The organism is Cohnella sp. AR92 (assembly GCF_003990975.1).
Lineage (GTDB): Bacteria > Bacillota > Bacilli > Paenibacillales > Paenibacillaceae > Cohnella.
The window spans coordinates 297,840-311,537 of record NZ_RZJR01000008.1; the positions used below are offsets into that span (position 1 = coordinate 297,840).

General features: G+C 59.7%; 16 protein-coding genes. 6 read left to right on the plus strand and 10 right to left on the minus strand.

Annotation, left to right across the window (positions count from 1 at the left end; all coding sequences use genetic code 11):
- Positions 1-23: 23 nt before the first annotated feature.
- The 6 genes from fabD to ELR57_RS15315 form a co-directional block, all read right to left on the minus strand.
- Positions 24-953, minus strand: a complete 930-nt coding sequence (fabD, locus tag ELR57_RS15290) for an ACP S-malonyltransferase (RefSeq protein WP_126959960.1) — start codon at positions 951-953, stop codon at positions 24-26.
- A 71-nt stretch (positions 954-1,024) separates the two neighbouring features.
- Positions 1,025-2,011, minus strand: a complete 987-nt coding sequence (locus ELR57_RS15295; protein ID WP_126959961.1) for a beta-ketoacyl-ACP synthase III — start codon at positions 2,009-2,011, stop codon at positions 1,025-1,027.
- 10 nt (positions 2,012-2,021) lie between these two features.
- Positions 2,022-3,011 carry a phosphate acyltransferase PlsX gene (plsX, locus tag ELR57_RS15300; protein WP_126959962.1) on the minus strand — a complete coding sequence of 330 codons (990 nt, stop codon included), beginning with the start codon at positions 3,009-3,011 and terminating at the stop codon, positions 2,022-2,024.
- Positions 3,008-3,613, minus strand: coding sequence for a transcription factor FapR (fapR, locus tag ELR57_RS15305; RefSeq protein WP_126959963.1), 606 nt, complete (start codon positions 3,611-3,613; stop codon positions 3,008-3,010). The genes plsX and fapR overlap by 4 nt, the downstream gene beginning before the upstream one ends.
- Positions 3,614-3,715: 102 nt before the next feature.
- Positions 3,716-3,889, minus strand: coding sequence for a 50S ribosomal protein L32 (gene rpmF, locus ELR57_RS15310; RefSeq protein WP_126959964.1), 174 nt, complete (start codon positions 3,887-3,889; stop codon positions 3,716-3,718).
- 60 nt (positions 3,890-3,949) lie between these two features.
- Entirely contained in the window at positions 3,950-4,468 is a 519-nt protein-coding gene (locus ELR57_RS15315) for a YceD family protein (protein WP_158630043.1), read from the minus strand.
- Between the two features lie 138 nt (positions 4,469-4,606).
- Here ELR57_RS15315 and ELR57_RS15320 point away from each other — a divergent pair, with 138 nt between their 5' ends.
- Entirely contained in the window at positions 4,607-5,842 is a 1,236-nt protein-coding gene (locus tag ELR57_RS15320; RefSeq protein ID WP_126959966.1) for a nucleotidyltransferase, read from the plus strand.
- A gap of 125 nt (positions 5,843-5,967) precedes the next feature.
- Entirely contained in the window at positions 5,968-7,278 is a 1,311-nt protein-coding gene (locus tag ELR57_RS15325; protein WP_126959967.1) for a sporulation protein, read from the plus strand.
- 403 nt (positions 7,279-7,681) lie between these two features.
- Here the strand turns inward: ELR57_RS15325 and coaD are convergent, their stop codons facing one another.
- The 4 genes from coaD to ELR57_RS15345 form a co-directional block, all read right to left on the minus strand.
- The gene (gene coaD / locus ELR57_RS15330) at positions 7,682-8,200 is read right to left on the minus strand and encodes a pantetheine-phosphate adenylyltransferase (protein WP_126959968.1); all 519 of its coding nucleotides are present in this window, start codon (positions 8,198-8,200) and stop codon (positions 7,682-7,684) included.
- Positions 8,197-8,766: a 16S rRNA (guanine(966)-N(2))-methyltransferase RsmD gene (rsmD, locus tag ELR57_RS15335; RefSeq protein WP_126959969.1), complete on the minus strand. Its 570-nt coding sequence runs from the start codon at positions 8,764-8,766 to the stop codon at positions 8,197-8,199. The genes coaD and rsmD overlap by 4 nt, the downstream gene beginning before the upstream one ends.
- A 509-nt stretch (positions 8,767-9,275) precedes the next feature.
- Positions 9,276-9,452: a YjfB family protein gene (locus tag ELR57_RS15340; RefSeq protein WP_126959970.1), complete on the minus strand. Its 177-nt coding sequence runs from the start codon at positions 9,450-9,452 to the stop codon at positions 9,276-9,278.
- 586 nt (positions 9,453-10,038) lie between these two features.
- Entirely contained in the window at positions 10,039-10,491 is a 453-nt protein-coding gene (locus tag ELR57_RS15345; RefSeq protein ID WP_126959971.1) for a hypothetical protein, read from the minus strand.
- A gap of 451 nt (positions 10,492-10,942) precedes the next feature.
- Between ELR57_RS15345 and ELR57_RS15350 the strand changes: the two genes are divergently transcribed.
- The 4 genes from ELR57_RS15350 to murA all read left to right on the plus strand — a co-directional run bounded on the left by ELR57_RS15350 (position 10,943) and on the right by murA (position 13,642).
- Positions 10,943-11,065, plus strand: coding sequence for a sporulation protein YjcZ (locus tag ELR57_RS15350; protein WP_126959972.1), 123 nt, complete (start codon positions 10,943-10,945; stop codon positions 11,063-11,065).
- A gap of 86 nt (positions 11,066-11,151) precedes the next feature.
- Entirely contained in the window at positions 11,152-11,490 is a 339-nt protein-coding gene (locus tag ELR57_RS15355; protein ID WP_126959973.1) for a L,D-transpeptidase, read from the plus strand.
- A gap of 142 nt (positions 11,491-11,632) precedes the next feature.
- On the plus strand, positions 11,633-12,319 hold the full coding sequence (locus ELR57_RS15360; RefSeq protein ID WP_126959974.1) for an FHA domain-containing protein: 687 nt from the start codon (positions 11,633-11,635) through the stop codon (positions 12,317-12,319).
- Positions 12,320-12,349: 30 nt separating this feature from the next.
- Complete coding sequence (gene murA / locus ELR57_RS15365) at positions 12,350-13,642, plus strand: UDP-N-acetylglucosamine 1-carboxyvinyltransferase (protein ID WP_126959975.1); 1,293 nt, start codon at positions 12,350-12,352, stop codon at positions 13,640-13,642.
- The last annotated feature ends 56 nt before the right edge of the window (positions 13,643-13,698 follow it).

A 13,698-nucleotide genomic window follows, 5' to 3' on the forward strand; every position in this document is an offset into this window, starting at 1 on the left:
TATCCTCTCCTTGATTCAACTTGTTAGGCCAGCGACGCTTCCGCGATCGCCGCCGCGCTGTTGACCGAGATGACGGTTACCGACTTGTCGATCTTCTTGATGAGCCCGGCCAGAACCGTTCCCGAACCGATCTCGACGAACGTATCGACGCCTTCGCCGATCAGATAGCGGATCGAGTCCTCCCAGAGGACGGGCGATACGACCTGTTCGACCAACAGGCGATTCAGCTCCGATCCTTCTTGGACCGGCTTGGCGCTCACGTTTACGACCACCGGGATCTTGGCGTCGCGGAATTCGACCTTCTTCAGCTCTTCCGCAAGCTGATCGGCTGCCGGACGCATGAGCGAGGAGTGGAAAGGTCCGCTCACTTCCAGCGGAATGACCCGCTTGGCTCCCGCTTCCTTGCCTCTCTCCGCGACGGCGGCGACGCCTTCGCTCGAGCCAGACACGACGATCTGGCCCGGACAGTTCACGTTGGCCAGCTCGACCGGTCCGACGGAAGCCGTCACGTCACGGCACAGAGCTTCAAGCGCGTCTCGGTCGGCGCCCAGCGTAGCGGCCATGGCGCCCTTGCCGCCCGGCACCGCTTGCTCCATGAACAAGCCGCGCGAGCGGACGAGACGCACCGCGTCCTCGAAATCAAGAACGTCGGCGGCCACGAGCGCGCTGTACTCGCCTAGGCTGTGTCCCGCTACGTAATCCGGCTGAATGCCGCGCGAGCGGAACGCTTCGAGCAGAGCGATGCTTGTCGCGAGCAACGCAGGCTGCGTGTAAGCCGTCTGCTTCAGCTGCTCGTCCGGACCCTCGAAGGCAAGCTGCGACAACGAGAAGCCGAGCGCCGCGTCTGCGCGGTCGAAGATGCTCTTCGAGGCTTCGAATTCGGCGTAAGCGTCCTTCCCCATTCCGACCGCTTGCGCGCCTTGCCCGGGGAAGACGAATGCGATTTTACCCATGGCGAACCCTCCTGTTTATTGCCGTTGCGATTCTCATTAAATGAAGGAGTAAAAAATAATAGCCGGCCTTTTTACCAGACGATCGTCGAAGCTCCCCAAGTAAGGCCGCCTCCGAAGCCGACAAGCACGAGCTTGTCCCCTTCCTTCACGCGCCCTTGCTCTACCGCTTCCGCCAGCGCCACCGGGATGGACGCCGCCGACATGTTGCCGTAGCGATCCACGTTGATCACGCATTTCTCCTCCGGAACCTCCAGCCGATCGAGCGCCGCCTGGATGATGCGGATGTTCGCCTGGTGCGGGATGAGCAGGTCGATGTCCTGCTTCGTCAGACCTGCCTGTTCAAGGACGTCCTCTGCCGCGCTTCCCATGACGCGGACGGCGAACTTGAACACGTCGCGCCCGTTCATGTACAGGAAGTGGTGCTTGGCTTCTACCGATTCGGCCGTCGCCGGCATTCTCGAGCCGCCGCCGCGGATGCAGAGCAGGTTGCCGCCGGCGCCGTCCGCGCCCAGCTTGAACGACTTGAAGCCGCGGCCTTCCGGCACTTGGCCGAGCACGACGGCTCCCGCCCCGTCCCCGAACAGCACGCACGTGTTGCGGTCCGTGTAATCGGTGATACGCGAGAGCGTGTCGGCGCCGACCACGAGGACGTACTTGTACGTTCCCATCGCGATGAAGCCGGAAGCGTTCGCCAGGCCGTAGATAAAGCCGGAGCAGGCGGCGGACAGATCGAACGCCGCCGCGTTCTTCGCTCCGAGCCGTTCCTGCACCAAGCAGGCCGTCGAAGGGAAGAACATGTCCGGCGTGATCGTCGCCACGATGATAAGATCAAGCTGGTCGGCCGTAATGCCGGCAGCCTCAAGCGCCTTGACGGACGCCTCGTACGCCAGGTCGGACGTCGCCTCGTGCGGAGCGGCGATGCGCCGTTCGCGGATACCGGTTCTCGATACGATCCATTCGTCGTTCGTGTCTACCATCGCTTCGAGGTCCTGATTGGTCAGACGGCGTTCGGGGCTGTACTTGCCGGTCCCGAGGATGCCAACGGGAATACCATTCATTCGCATTCTCTCACTTTCCGCCGAGATCATCGGCCAATGCAGAGATAAGTTTGTTGCTGATCGCCGTGCGCGCCTGCCGGATGGCATGCATGGTCGCTTCGGCGTTCGAAGAGCCGTGGCCTTTGACGACGAGGCCGTTCACGCCGAGCAGCGGAGCTCCATTGTAACGCTTGTAGTCCATCATCTTCCGGACGCGGCCGAAGTTCGGCCTTAGGACGGCGGCCGCAAGCTTCGACTTCCAATCCGAGGTCAATTCCTTCTTAAGCACGCCGAACATCGTCTCCGCCGCGCCCTCGATCGCTTTAAGCAGAATGTTGCCGGAGAAGCCGTCGCAGACCAGAACGTCGCAGTTGCGGTTCAGCACGTCCCGCGCTTCCACGTTGCCGATGAAGTTGACCGGCGCGCCGCTCAGAAGCTCGTAAGCCGCCTTCGACTGTTCGTTCCCCTTGGCCGCTTCGGTCCCTACGTTCAGCAGACCGACGCGCGGCTTCGAGATGCCGTGCACCTTCTCGCGGTAACGGCTGCCCATGAGCGCATACTTCAGCAGGTGCTCCGGCTTCGCGTCCATGTTCGCGCCCAGATCGAGCGCGACGACGCCGACTCCGTCCACGGTAGGCAGAATGGCCGTCAAGCCGGGACGATCGATTCCTTCCATCCGGCCAAGCACGAGCAGGCCCACCGTCATGAGCGCGCCCGTATTGCCCGCCGAGATCATCGCGTCGACTTCGCCTTCCTTGACCATCCGGCCGGCAACCACCATGGAAGAGTTCGCCTTGCGCCGGACCGCGCGAACGGGTTCGTCGTCCGCTTCGATCGTCTCTAGCGCTTCCACGATAGAGATATTGGAGGGCGGATTGCTGCCGAGGAAAGGCTTGATAGCCTCCGGCTTGCCGACGAGAAGGAGCTCGGTATCCGGCCACTCTCTCGCCGCGGCGACCGCTCCTTCTACCGGCGCCTGCGGAGCGAGATCGCCGCCCATGGCGTCTATAGCGATTCTCAAAGGGTGTCTCCTCCTTCAGCTTCCATATCCCCCGCTATAGCTATATGAGAACGATAAATCACGAAATTTCCATGGAATACTTTCTCTTCGCCGACGTAGGTAATCACTTCGACCTTGGCTTTGCCCTTCTGCGAGCCGCTGGAGCGCACGTACGCCTTCGCGATGCACTTCTCCCCCAGCCGCACGGGCCTGATGAATCGAATATCCGCCAAAGCCGTCAGCGCGACTTCGTCATTGATAATAGCTACGGCGAGCGAATTCGCTTGAGCGAATACGTAATGTCCCCGGGCGATGCCGCTGCGGGAGAAAACATGCTCCTCGCGAATCTCGAACAGGGAGATGCCGCTTTTGTCGAGCTGGAGATCGACGATCTCGCCGATAATCTCATCGACCGGCAAGGAACGAACGGAATCGTATGTCCTCTCCGCCATCATCTTGATTCTCTCCCGCAGCTCCGGAATCGACAGCTCCAGGCGATCCAGCCGAATGGTCTGGATGCTGACCTTGAGCAGACGAGTCAATTCGCGGTCGGTCAGGAACGGGTTCTCTTCGATAAGCTTATTCAACTGCTGATGCCTTTCACGCTTGGAGAGCCGCTCCACGTACCGCACACCGCCTTTGTAGGTTCCTATTGATACCTGGTGCCAATTGTAAGTAAAGAAAAACGCGCCAAGACGCAGGTGACGCCGGACGCGTTATCTTCATTATTGCTTGATAATTTCACGAGCCTTGTACGTACCGCAAACCGTGCACACGCGGTGCGAGATCTTCAGTTCGCCGCATTGATCGCACTTAACCATGCCTGGAACGACCAGTTTGAAATGCGTACGACGCTTGTTTTTGCGGGATTTAGATGTTTTTCCAAAAGGGACTGCCATGTTCCCACCTCCTTATCCAATCGAAAGCTGCCTGAATCGGCGTTCACATCGCGCACGAAATTACTTCGAACCGAACCAATCTCGGAGAGCATCGAATCTCGGGTCGATCTTCTCTCGATGACAACCGCATTCCTGCTCGTTTCGGTTCTGTCCGCAATCGGGACATAAGCCTTTGCAATCGTCCTTGCAGATCGGAGCGAGCGGCATGCTGAGCATTAGTTCTTCCTCGATATAAGGAAGAAGCTCAAGCGGTTCGTCTTTTATCCGCAGGATATCTTCGTCTTCCGGCTCGTCCTGGTCCAGCTGTTCCTTCGCAACGACCTTGAAGGTCGCCTGAAACGGAATATGCCAGTCCTTCTCGATCGGATCGAGACAGCGCGAGCATTGGAATTGAAGCTTGCAATCGATCGTTCCCGATACGTCGATCAGTCCGTCGGCGTAAACGGCGGTCAATTCCGCGGTCAACGGCCCGAGCGGCTTGACGTCGCGTACGTTGCGGTACGCTTCCGTCACATCGACAGTTTCCTTTAACGCGACCGGCTGCTTGCGAGCGGCCAGATCTTGAACGTTAAGCAGCATGAGCATCACTCCAAACAAACAAAAATTATTATATCTGCCGTGCCGCGCTTTTGTCAACAAGATCGGAGGAATCGTCTGCTTCTTCCGCTTCGTGTTATATTGAAAGTAATCCCAATCCGAAGGAGACTTTCATCGTCCATGCGTACCGTCGGCATTGTCGTCGAATACAATCCGCTTCACAACGGTCATCTCTATCATATACAACAATCGCGGAAAATAACGGGAGCCGACGCGGTTATCGCGGTCATGAGCGGCCATTTTCTGCAGCGGGGCGAGCCCGCCGTCGCGGACAAGTGGGCTCGCGCGGAGATGGCGCTGCGCGCCGGCTGCGATCTCGTCCTTGAGCTTCCCGCCGCCTACAGCTCCCAGCCGGCACAGTGGTTCGCTTACGGCTCGGTTGCCGTGCTCCAGGCGAGCGGCGTCGTCGACACGCTCTGCTTCGGCAGCGAGAGCGGCGATCTCGACACGCTGCTGCGCATCGCCGAGCTTCTGTCGGACGAGCCGGAGGAAGTCGGCGCCGAGCTGGGGCGCCAGCTCAAGGAAGGCTTGCCCTATCCTTCGGCCTACGCCGAAGCGGTCCGCCTTCATCTTCGCCGGACGGGACGCGAGCTCGACGCCGAGTTCCGCCTCGACCAGCCAAACCACACGCTCGGGCTCCATTATTTGATGGCGCTGCGGCAGTTGAACAGCCCGATCGTTCCTTATTCCATCAAGCGGGAACGCTCGGACTACTCCCAGACGTCGATCACCGACGTCTCCATCGCGAGCGCGACCGCGCTTCGAGCGCTGTTGGCCCGCTCGGGGGATCTTGCGGAGCTCGCTCCGTTCGTGCCCGCCTCCACGCTCGACATCCTGCGCCGGGAGGCCGAGGCGGGCCGCTTCCCGATCACCTGGGAGAGTTTCTCGCGCCCTCTGTTCCACCTGCTCAGCCAGCTGGAAGAAGACCGCCTGGCTGCGTTCGCCGAGGTGACCGAAGGGCTGGAGTTCCGCTTGCGCCGCAGCCTTCAAGAGCTGGAGACCGACAGCGTCGAAGAGCTGCTGGTCCGGCTCAAGACCAAGCGCTATACCCGAACGAAGCTGCAGCGAATGCTGCTTCGGATTCTTCTCGGCCATTCGAAGGAGGACTTATCTCCGACCGCCCTCCAATCCGGCATCCAATACATACGCGTTCTCGGCTTCACCGAACGGGGACGCGAGCTGCTTCGCAGGATGAAGAAGACCGCCAGCGTGCCCGTCGTGCAATCCGCCGCCGGCGACGAATGGCCGTTCCTGCGCATGGATGCCCGGGCCGGCGCCGTCTATGCTCTCGCTTTCCGGAACGATCGGCTCCGGGAAGGAAAGCGCGACTATACGAAGCCTCCGGTTCAAGTCTAAAAGCTGCGTCCCGGCTTCGAAAGGACGAGTTGGTCTAAGCTCTCGGACAGGCGCGTACATTGGAATAGGACGCCGCCTTCCTCGGACGGTTCGGCGCTCCGATCCGACCGGGAGGAAGAGCCTTCATGACCGATAAATCCGATAAAGCCCCTTCGCGCCGCCCGTCCGCCGCGCTGTCCTTGCTTGCGGGAGCCGGCGTCGTTCTGCTCGTGGTCGGCATCGTCAAGTCTCCGGGCGAAGCGTTCCGCGCTTCGCTCTCCGGCCTGCAGGTCTGGTGGCAGACCGTCTTCCCCGGCCTGCTGCCGCCGCTCATGCTCGCCGAGCTGCTCGCCGCGACCGGCTTGCTGCACGTGCTCGCCGCCCTTGCGGAGCCGCTCACCAGGCGCCTGTTCCGGCTTCCCGGGGCAGCGGGGTGGGCGATCGCCTTCGGCTGGTCCGCCGGAATGCCCGCGGGAGCGCGCGAAGCGCAGCGGCTCCGGGAACGGGGACTTGTCCGCGATTCCGATATGGACACGCTGCTGCTCGTCTCCCATCTGCCGAACCCTTTTGTCCTGGTGCTCGTCATCGGAACCGGCTTCCTTCATTCGCCCGCTTACGGCTGGGCGCTCGCGCTGGGCCTCTGGGTATCCGTCGTCGTCGCCGGAGTCGTCTGGGCGCGGATCGCGAAGCCCCCCGCTCCCGCCACGCCGCCTCCGCTCGCTCAGACGGAGCCTAAGGCTTTGCTGCACCGGCTAAGCCGAATTATCCGGGAAGCGAAGGAGGAGGACGGCCGCCCTTTCGGCAAGCAGATCGCCGATGCCGTCAGCCACGCCGTCTCCGTTCTCTTCGCCATCGGCGGCCTCATGATGATGAGCTCCGTCCTGCTTCGCATGCTGCAGCTGGCGTGGCCGGAAGCCGACGTCTGGCTCGCCGTCCCCGGCCTGTACGAGCTACACCTCGGCGCCTTCGAGACCGGGCGTTCCGCCTTGTTCTCGCAAACGCCGGTTCCCGCCGTCACCCTGCTGGCAGCCGTGCTCGCCTGGACGGGCTGGAGCGGCTTGCTGCAAGCCCGCGCCGTCATTCGCTCCGACGACGGATTCCCTTGGTTCCGTTTCCTCGCCGGACGCCTGCTGCACGCCGCTCTCGCCCTGATCTGCACGTACCCGTTCGCCATCGCCGCCGAGCGCGGCTGGCTGTCCGCGCTTGTCCCCTCCTGGGCCCAGCCGAGCGAACGGACTGTCTCCGGCTACGCGTCCTCCTCCAGCTTCCCGCTTCCGGACAGCTGGACGAGCCTGTCCGAGACGACTCTGACGACCCTAGCTTCCGTCGCCGTCTTCCTGCTCCTGGCTTTCTTGTCCGCCGTCATGCGGCCCAAGCGCCCTATCCCGCCCAAGCCGCCCAAGGGCAAGGGAAGCGGCGGCAGCCAAGGCGTTCCCCCATCGGATTCGGGCTTCTGATTATAGTTGATATTCCTCCCCTTCGCCGACAAAAGAGAGGCTGCCCGCGGATGGGCAGCCTCCTTTTGTTGCACACGTAACTGCACAGACTGTTGAGAAACGGCAACCCCATTTTGTCGGGGCCAGGTTAGCGAATATATTCGATTTTTCGAATACAATTCGATAGAAATCGGCTAGTTGGCTTATTGTATATGAAATTTCGTATATAATCATGGACTTTTGGGAAAAGCGATCCATTTATATATGATTTTTCGAATACAATCTGTGGTTTTTGTTATCTTGCGGCAATTAAACGCGAAAAATCACATCTATTGGAAAAAGGACTCGGGTCGGCGGATGCTTCGCAAAAGAACCGACGGAATTATGGACCTATTTTCCCCCTCGGGATGCCTTATGTATCTCCTCAAGACGGAGCGTTCCCGAACTTGCGCTTGAGCGCCGCTTCCACCGCCGGAGGCACCAGATCCTGCACCGGGGCGTTGAACTTGGCGATCTCCTTGACGATGCTGGAGCTGAGGTACGAGTACTTCGGATTCGTCATCATGAAGATCGTCTCGATCCCTTCGTCCAGTTGGCGATTCGTCGATGCCATCTGCAGCTCGTACTCGAAGTCGGTGACGGAGCGGATCCCCCGGATGCTGACCTGCGCGTTGCGCGAACGCATGTACCGGACAAGCAGATCGCGGAAATAATCGATCTCGACGTTCGGCAAGTCCTTCGTGACTTCCTTCAGCAGCGCGACTCTCTCCTCGACGGAGAATAGCGGATTCTTGGACGTGTTGTTCAGGACGGAGACGATCAGCTGATCGAACTGCTTCGCGGCTCTGCGGATAATGTCCAGATGCCCGAAAGTGACCGGATCGAAGCTTCCCGGATACACCGCGATGCGATGCTCCCCCTCTTGCCGTACCTTATTGCTCATTCCGATTCTCCTCCGTCTGTCTTGTGGTAGATCGAGATCGACGTCTCTCCATAGTTCGCCAGCCGGCGCCTCTCGAAGCGTCCGATCCGGTCTCCGTAATCGAAGCCCGACTCATGCTCCACGACCGCGACGGCTCCGTCCGCCGTCATGCCTCTCGCTTCCAGCTCGTCCAGCAGCTCGTGGCAATCCTTCATCGAATATGGCGGATCGAGGAAAATCAGATCGAACTTCTCTCCCTTGCGTTCCAGCAGCTTGATCGCCTTGCGCGCGTCGTTGCGGTATACCTCGGCCCTGTCCGCGACTCGCGCCGTCTCCAGGTTGGCCCGGACAACTTCCACGCTGCGCGGGTTCATGTCGATGAACACCGCTTTGCCGGCTCCGCGGCTGAGCGCTTCGATTCCCAGACCCCCGGTTCCCGCGAACAAATCCAACACGACCTCCCCGTCGAAATAAGGGCCGATCATGCTGAACAAGGCTTCCTTCACTTTATCCGTCGTTGGACGGGTCGTTTGGCCGGGCACGGCTTTGAGCGGCCGCCCCTTGGCATCTCCCGATATGACTCTCAAGTTGTCATCTCCTGCACTTTAGCCGCCGTTTTCTGCCCGTACGGCTTCATTCGGTGCTATGTTACCATATTCGCGAAAGCTTCAAAAGCACAAACTCCGGCATCGCTTTCGAATTTCAGCAATTTTCTCCCTTCGCCTGCGTATATTTCTTGCCGATTCGGTCACACTGGTACTACCGGCGCCTCAGAAACGCCGGGGACAACCGCGGAGAAGACTTACGTTTCCCCATAAGCTCTTCGTCCGGTTTCTCCTCTCCCATGTAAGAGCCTTGCAGCGATGCGAGGCTCGATTTTTTTGTCTTAACCCTTATATATCAGGGATTTTCGATGTTTGGGAATTCGTGCTAATCAGTGGTTTTGGCGACTTGGTAGCAGATTGGCAGTCAATTGACGGTTAATTCGTTTCGATAATAATCCTTTCAATAGCGTGGACATAGAGAGAGCGTGAATATAAAAAACCCGCAAATCTGCGGGTCCGGGTTGGTTTGGTTTGAATTTTGTTTGGTGAATTTAGACGCGAATATCAAGCTTGTTGCCTAAGTTGGGATCAAGGCTCGAAGCCATCAGCTGCGCCAGATCTTGTCCCTGCTGCTCCGATTGTCCCATCGCCATGTCCAGTACCTTAATGCCGAATGATTGCGATAAAGTCGATTGACTCATTACTGCAGATAGAGCTGCGATATCCAAGCTAACACCTCCTTGCTTGTACTATCGGCAACCTCCTATAGAGAATGAATCCAACCGAATACCCATTCGCTCCAGCGGGCCACAAGGTGATGGGCGAAGCGGCCTGTTCGGGCCGTTCCGCTGATTTAGTCTCACTGGAGACTATCTCGCCACAATGCCGACCTCGTCCCCGCCAATTTAGTCTCACTGGAGACTATCTCGCCCCGCGGCCGACCAACTTCCGCCGATTTAGTCTCATTGGAGACTATTTCGCCCCATCGCCGACCTTGTACCGCCGATTTAGTCTCACTGGAGACTATCTCGCCCCGCGGCCGACCAACTTCCGCCGATTTAGTCTCACTGGAGACTATCTCGCCTCACCGCAGGCCTCGTCCCGCCGATTTAGTCTCACTTGAGACTATCTCCCCCCGCTACAGCCCCCGTTCCGTCGATTTCGTCTCGCCGGAGACGATCTCCGCGCAACCATAAAACCCGAAGCCTGCGCCCGGGTTCTCCCACGATATCCTTCTCCCCCTCTATCCCTCTGTCCATTTACCCCTCTAGCCCTCTAGCCCTCTATCCCTTCCGGACCAGGCCCCCGCCGGCCTCAATCGCAATACAGCGATGCGCTGAAGCTCTCCGGCCCGACCCTCACCATGCCGGTGGCGTTCCCGCTCACGTAAACGGTGTATTTAACCGCGCTGTTCTCCTCCGCGGGGATGTCGTAATCGTTGCCCGAGACGGTGAACACCCTTACCGAGGCATCCACTAGCGTCGGCTCGCTCAAGGTGGCCGTATAGACCAGGACGGTTCCGCTAAGCGCGGCGTTGCCCCTGACCAGCTGCCGATAGACCGATATCGTGACGTCCCTGAGGCCGCCAGGCTCGTACTGGATCGAGACGGAGGCGGTGAACTCGGCTCTCACGATGCCGGAAGGATCCAAGCAATTCAACCCGACGACGGCGAAGAGCGCCTCCTGGCTCGGGGGAAGCAGCGGAATGGCCAAGCTTCTGGCGAAGCTGCTGTTCTGGCTCGTTCTGGCATCCAATAATCGGGTCATCGCTCCCCCTCCTCTCCCCCTATTTTATGATCGTTTTCCACCCCTTGCTTGTTTGCTTGTACTTCCCGCGGCCAAGCTCGCACAAAGTCGTGACAATTGCCGAGTTTCTTTGCAATGCCCGCTGCAAACGCGGTATCATACTTGCAAACAAAGGTGGTGCAATAGCGAATGAACGGCAAAAAAGGCGTCGCTCTCTTGGGACTGTACTGTCTCGGCATTTTCCTCATCGTGGTCGTTTCTTATTTCATGATCCGTCATTATATGGCCGAGTAAAATACGCCGCCGTCAGCGGCAACGAATGACGATCCCGTCCGCTATCCGCCGGTTGCCTCGTCCTCTAGGTTGTTGCGGAATTATAGGTTCCTGTGCTTTTGCCCTGTCCGTTTACCCATCCGCTTACATACGATGATTGGGTGATGAGGAATCACAATAACCTATGGCGGTGATCATTATGAGTTATCCAGTAGCTGGCGCAGGTGTTGGCTCCTGTTACGGCGGCGGGCTCGGCACGGCCGCGTTTGCTCTCGTTCTCTTCGTCCTCTTGGTCATCATTCTGCGCGCTGGCATTTTCTGAGTGTTGCCGTACTAGCATGAGCGAGAACAAGAACGCCGCGCCGGACTCCGGCGCGGCGTTCTTCTATCCGAGAGGGGGAGACTTCCGTGGCCGATTACCGCATAATCGTCGATCTGTCCGATCGGCAGCTGTATCTGCTGGACGCCAATGTCGTCGTTCGAGGCTATCCCGTCGGCATCGGGCGGATGGTGACGCAGACTCCGACCGGCGAATACGAGATTATCAACAAGCAGCCGAATCCCGGCGGCCCGTTCGGCGCCTTCTGGATGGGACTGTCCAAGCCCCATTACGGCATTCACGGGACCAACGATCCTTCATCGATCGGGCATCTCGTCTCGCACGGCTGCATTCGGATGTATAACGCGGACGTGCTGCAACTGGCGGCGACCGTCCCCCTCTATACCCGCGTTACGATTCGCCCTTGAATTCGGCTGCGGCGTTACTGAGAAGTGAGCGGCCCGTCAGCGTCGGAAGGTTTCCATTCGGGTCGGTTTGGGTTACGATGAATGGTGGAGACCTTTTTCCACAACGGCAGATCCCTGCCATCGCCACTAGGAGGGAACGACATTGGAAAGCTTCGCATGCCTATACGTCATTCGCGGCGAGCCCTACCCATCGGGCACCTGCGTGAACCTGACCGCGGACAAGACGTTGGTGGGCCGGGTGTCCGATTCGTTTTCTCCCGACTTGGCTTTTACGAACGCTTTTATCTCCCGCCGGCACTTCGTTATTCGCAACGAGCTGGGCAAGGCGGTGCTCTACGATCTGGGCAGCCGCCACGGAACGGAGCTTAACGGGGTTCGGCTCAAGCCGAATCACCCTTATCCCCTTAACACCTTCGATATCATCAAGCTGGCGAAGGGGATGGCCGTCATCCACTTCTCGTATACGTTCGCCGAACAGACCTTGGATCTGGAGCCTCTAAGCGTCACCGGAAGGGTGGCGGTCGCGGAACCGCCGATCGCGATTCATTGGGAGAAAAGAGAGTGCGTCGTCGAAGGCAAGCGGATCCCGATGTCCGAGAAGGAATATATGCTGCTCCACCTGCTTCACGAGAATGCGAACCGCCTCGTTCCGCTCGAGGAGATTAAAGCCTCGGTATGGCCGGAACGGCCGCCCGGAGCCGATGGCGTTCCGGACGTGACGCTCGACGAACTAAACGCCCTGATCTATCGGATACGCAAGAAATACGGCAAAGACACCTTTCTCATCAGCGCGGTTCGCGGCAGCGGCTACGTGCTGGAATCGGACTGACATCGTCCTAGCGAAAGAAGGATTATTCCCATGAAATATATCGAGACCGAGTACTCCGGACCGCTCCATGGAACGGTACATATCCCGGGAGCGAAGAACAGCTCCCTCGCCCTGCTGGCCGCCGCTTGCCTGGCGGACGACGTCGTTACGCTCGAGGGAATCCCTCGCATAGACGATGTCCGCATCCTTGCGAGCATCGGCCGAGACATCGGCATGAAGCTGCAGCAGGAGGGCGGGCGAGTCGTCATCGACCCGCGCTCCATTCACAGCGCCGTGATCGACCCCGGCAAGGCTTCCAGCTACCGGGCGTCTTATTATTTCGCGGGCGCGCTGCTGTCCAAGTTCGGCAGGGTCACGATCGGGCTCCCGGGAGGGGACGATTTCGTGGCTCGGCCGATCGATCAGCATATCAAAGCCTTCGAAGCGCTCGGAGCCCGGGTCCAGATCTTCAACGATTATTATGTCGTCGAAGCCTCCGATCTGACGGGGGCCGACATCTACTTCGATACGCTGACCTCCGGCGCGACGATCAACGCGATGCTGGCGGCCGTGCGGGCCAAAGGGCAAACGCGGCTGTATAACGCGGCCGTGGATCCGGAGGTGGTCGATACGGCCGTCTTCCTGAACAGGCTCGGGGCCAAGATTTACGGGGCGGGAACGGACTGCATCCGCATTGAAGGCGTCTCCTACTTAAACGGAGGGACGCATGCGGTCATTCCGGACCGGCTGATCGCCGGGGCTTTCCTGATGGCGGCGGGACTTCGCGGGGGCCAGGTTACCGTGACGGACGTCATTCCCACCCATCTCGGCTCCTGCCTTGCCAAGCTGGAGGAGATCGGCATGCACGTGGATTGCAGCGAGAATCACGTCACGGCTTCCGGCACGGGCATTCTCAAGGCAACCCGGGTTCGCGCAGGCATGTACCCGGGCTTCGCAACCGATCTGCAGCAGCCGATGACCGCGCTTCTGCTGCAAGCCAGAGGCAAGAGCATCGTAACGGACCGCGTCTATCCGAAGCGGTTCGCCCATGTGCCGCAGCTGCGGCGGCTCGGCGCGGAGATCGAGCTGCGGCAGGAAAGCGCCTTTATCCGCGGCGGGCTTCCGCTGCGGGGAGGCTGGGTGCACGCGACGGACGTGCGTGCCGGCACCTGCCTCCTGCTGGCGGGGCTGACGGCCGAAGGACGCACTCGCATAACCGGCGTCGAGCACATCGAGCGCGGCTACGAGGACGTCATCGGCAGCTTCCGCTCCATCGGCGCCAAGCTCTCCATGCGCGAGCTGGACTCGCGGGAGCTTCCCGGCCTCGCGCATCTTCAAGGGTGATTAGACAAAACAAGAGCTGCTCTTCCGGCAAGCGCCGACGCTTGCTGGAAGAGCAG

What these genes read in the sequence shown, in the direction of transcription:
- fabD (WP_126959960.1), bottom strand. Translation starts at nt 953, where the DNA reads ATGGGTAAAATCGCATTCGTCTTCCCCGGGCAAGGCGCGCAAGCGGTC.
- ELR57_RS15295 (WP_126959961.1), bottom strand. Translation starts at nt 2,011, where the DNA reads ATGAATGGTATTCCCGTTGGCATCCTCGGGACCGGCAAGTACAGCCCC.
- rpmF (WP_126959964.1), bottom strand. Translation starts at nt 3,889, where the DNA reads ATGGCAGTCCCTTTTGGAAAAACATCTAAATCCCGCAAAAACAAGCGT.
- ELR57_RS15315 (WP_158630043.1), bottom strand. Translation starts at nt 4,468, where the DNA reads ATGCTGCTTAACGTTCAAGATCTGGCCGCTCGCAAGCAGCCGGTCGCG.
- ELR57_RS15320 (WP_126959966.1), top strand. Translation starts at nt 4,607, where the DNA reads ATGCGTACCGTCGGCATTGTCGTCGAATACAATCCGCTTCACAACGGT.
- ELR57_RS15325 (WP_126959967.1), top strand. Translation starts at nt 5,968, where the DNA reads ATGACCGATAAATCCGATAAAGCCCCTTCGCGCCGCCCGTCCGCCGCG.
- coaD (WP_126959968.1), bottom strand. Translation starts at nt 8,200, where the DNA reads ATGAGCAATAAGGTACGGCAAGAGGGGGAGCATCGCATCGCGGTGTAT.
- ELR57_RS15345 (WP_126959971.1), bottom strand. Translation starts at nt 10,491, where the DNA reads ATGACCCGATTATTGGATGCCAGAACGAGCCAGAACAGCAGCTTCGCC.
- ELR57_RS15350 (WP_126959972.1), top strand. Translation starts at nt 10,943, where the DNA reads ATGAGTTATCCAGTAGCTGGCGCAGGTGTTGGCTCCTGTTACGGCGGC.
- murA (WP_126959975.1), top strand. Translation starts at nt 12,350, where the DNA reads ATGAAATATATCGAGACCGAGTACTCCGGACCGCTCCATGGAACGGTA.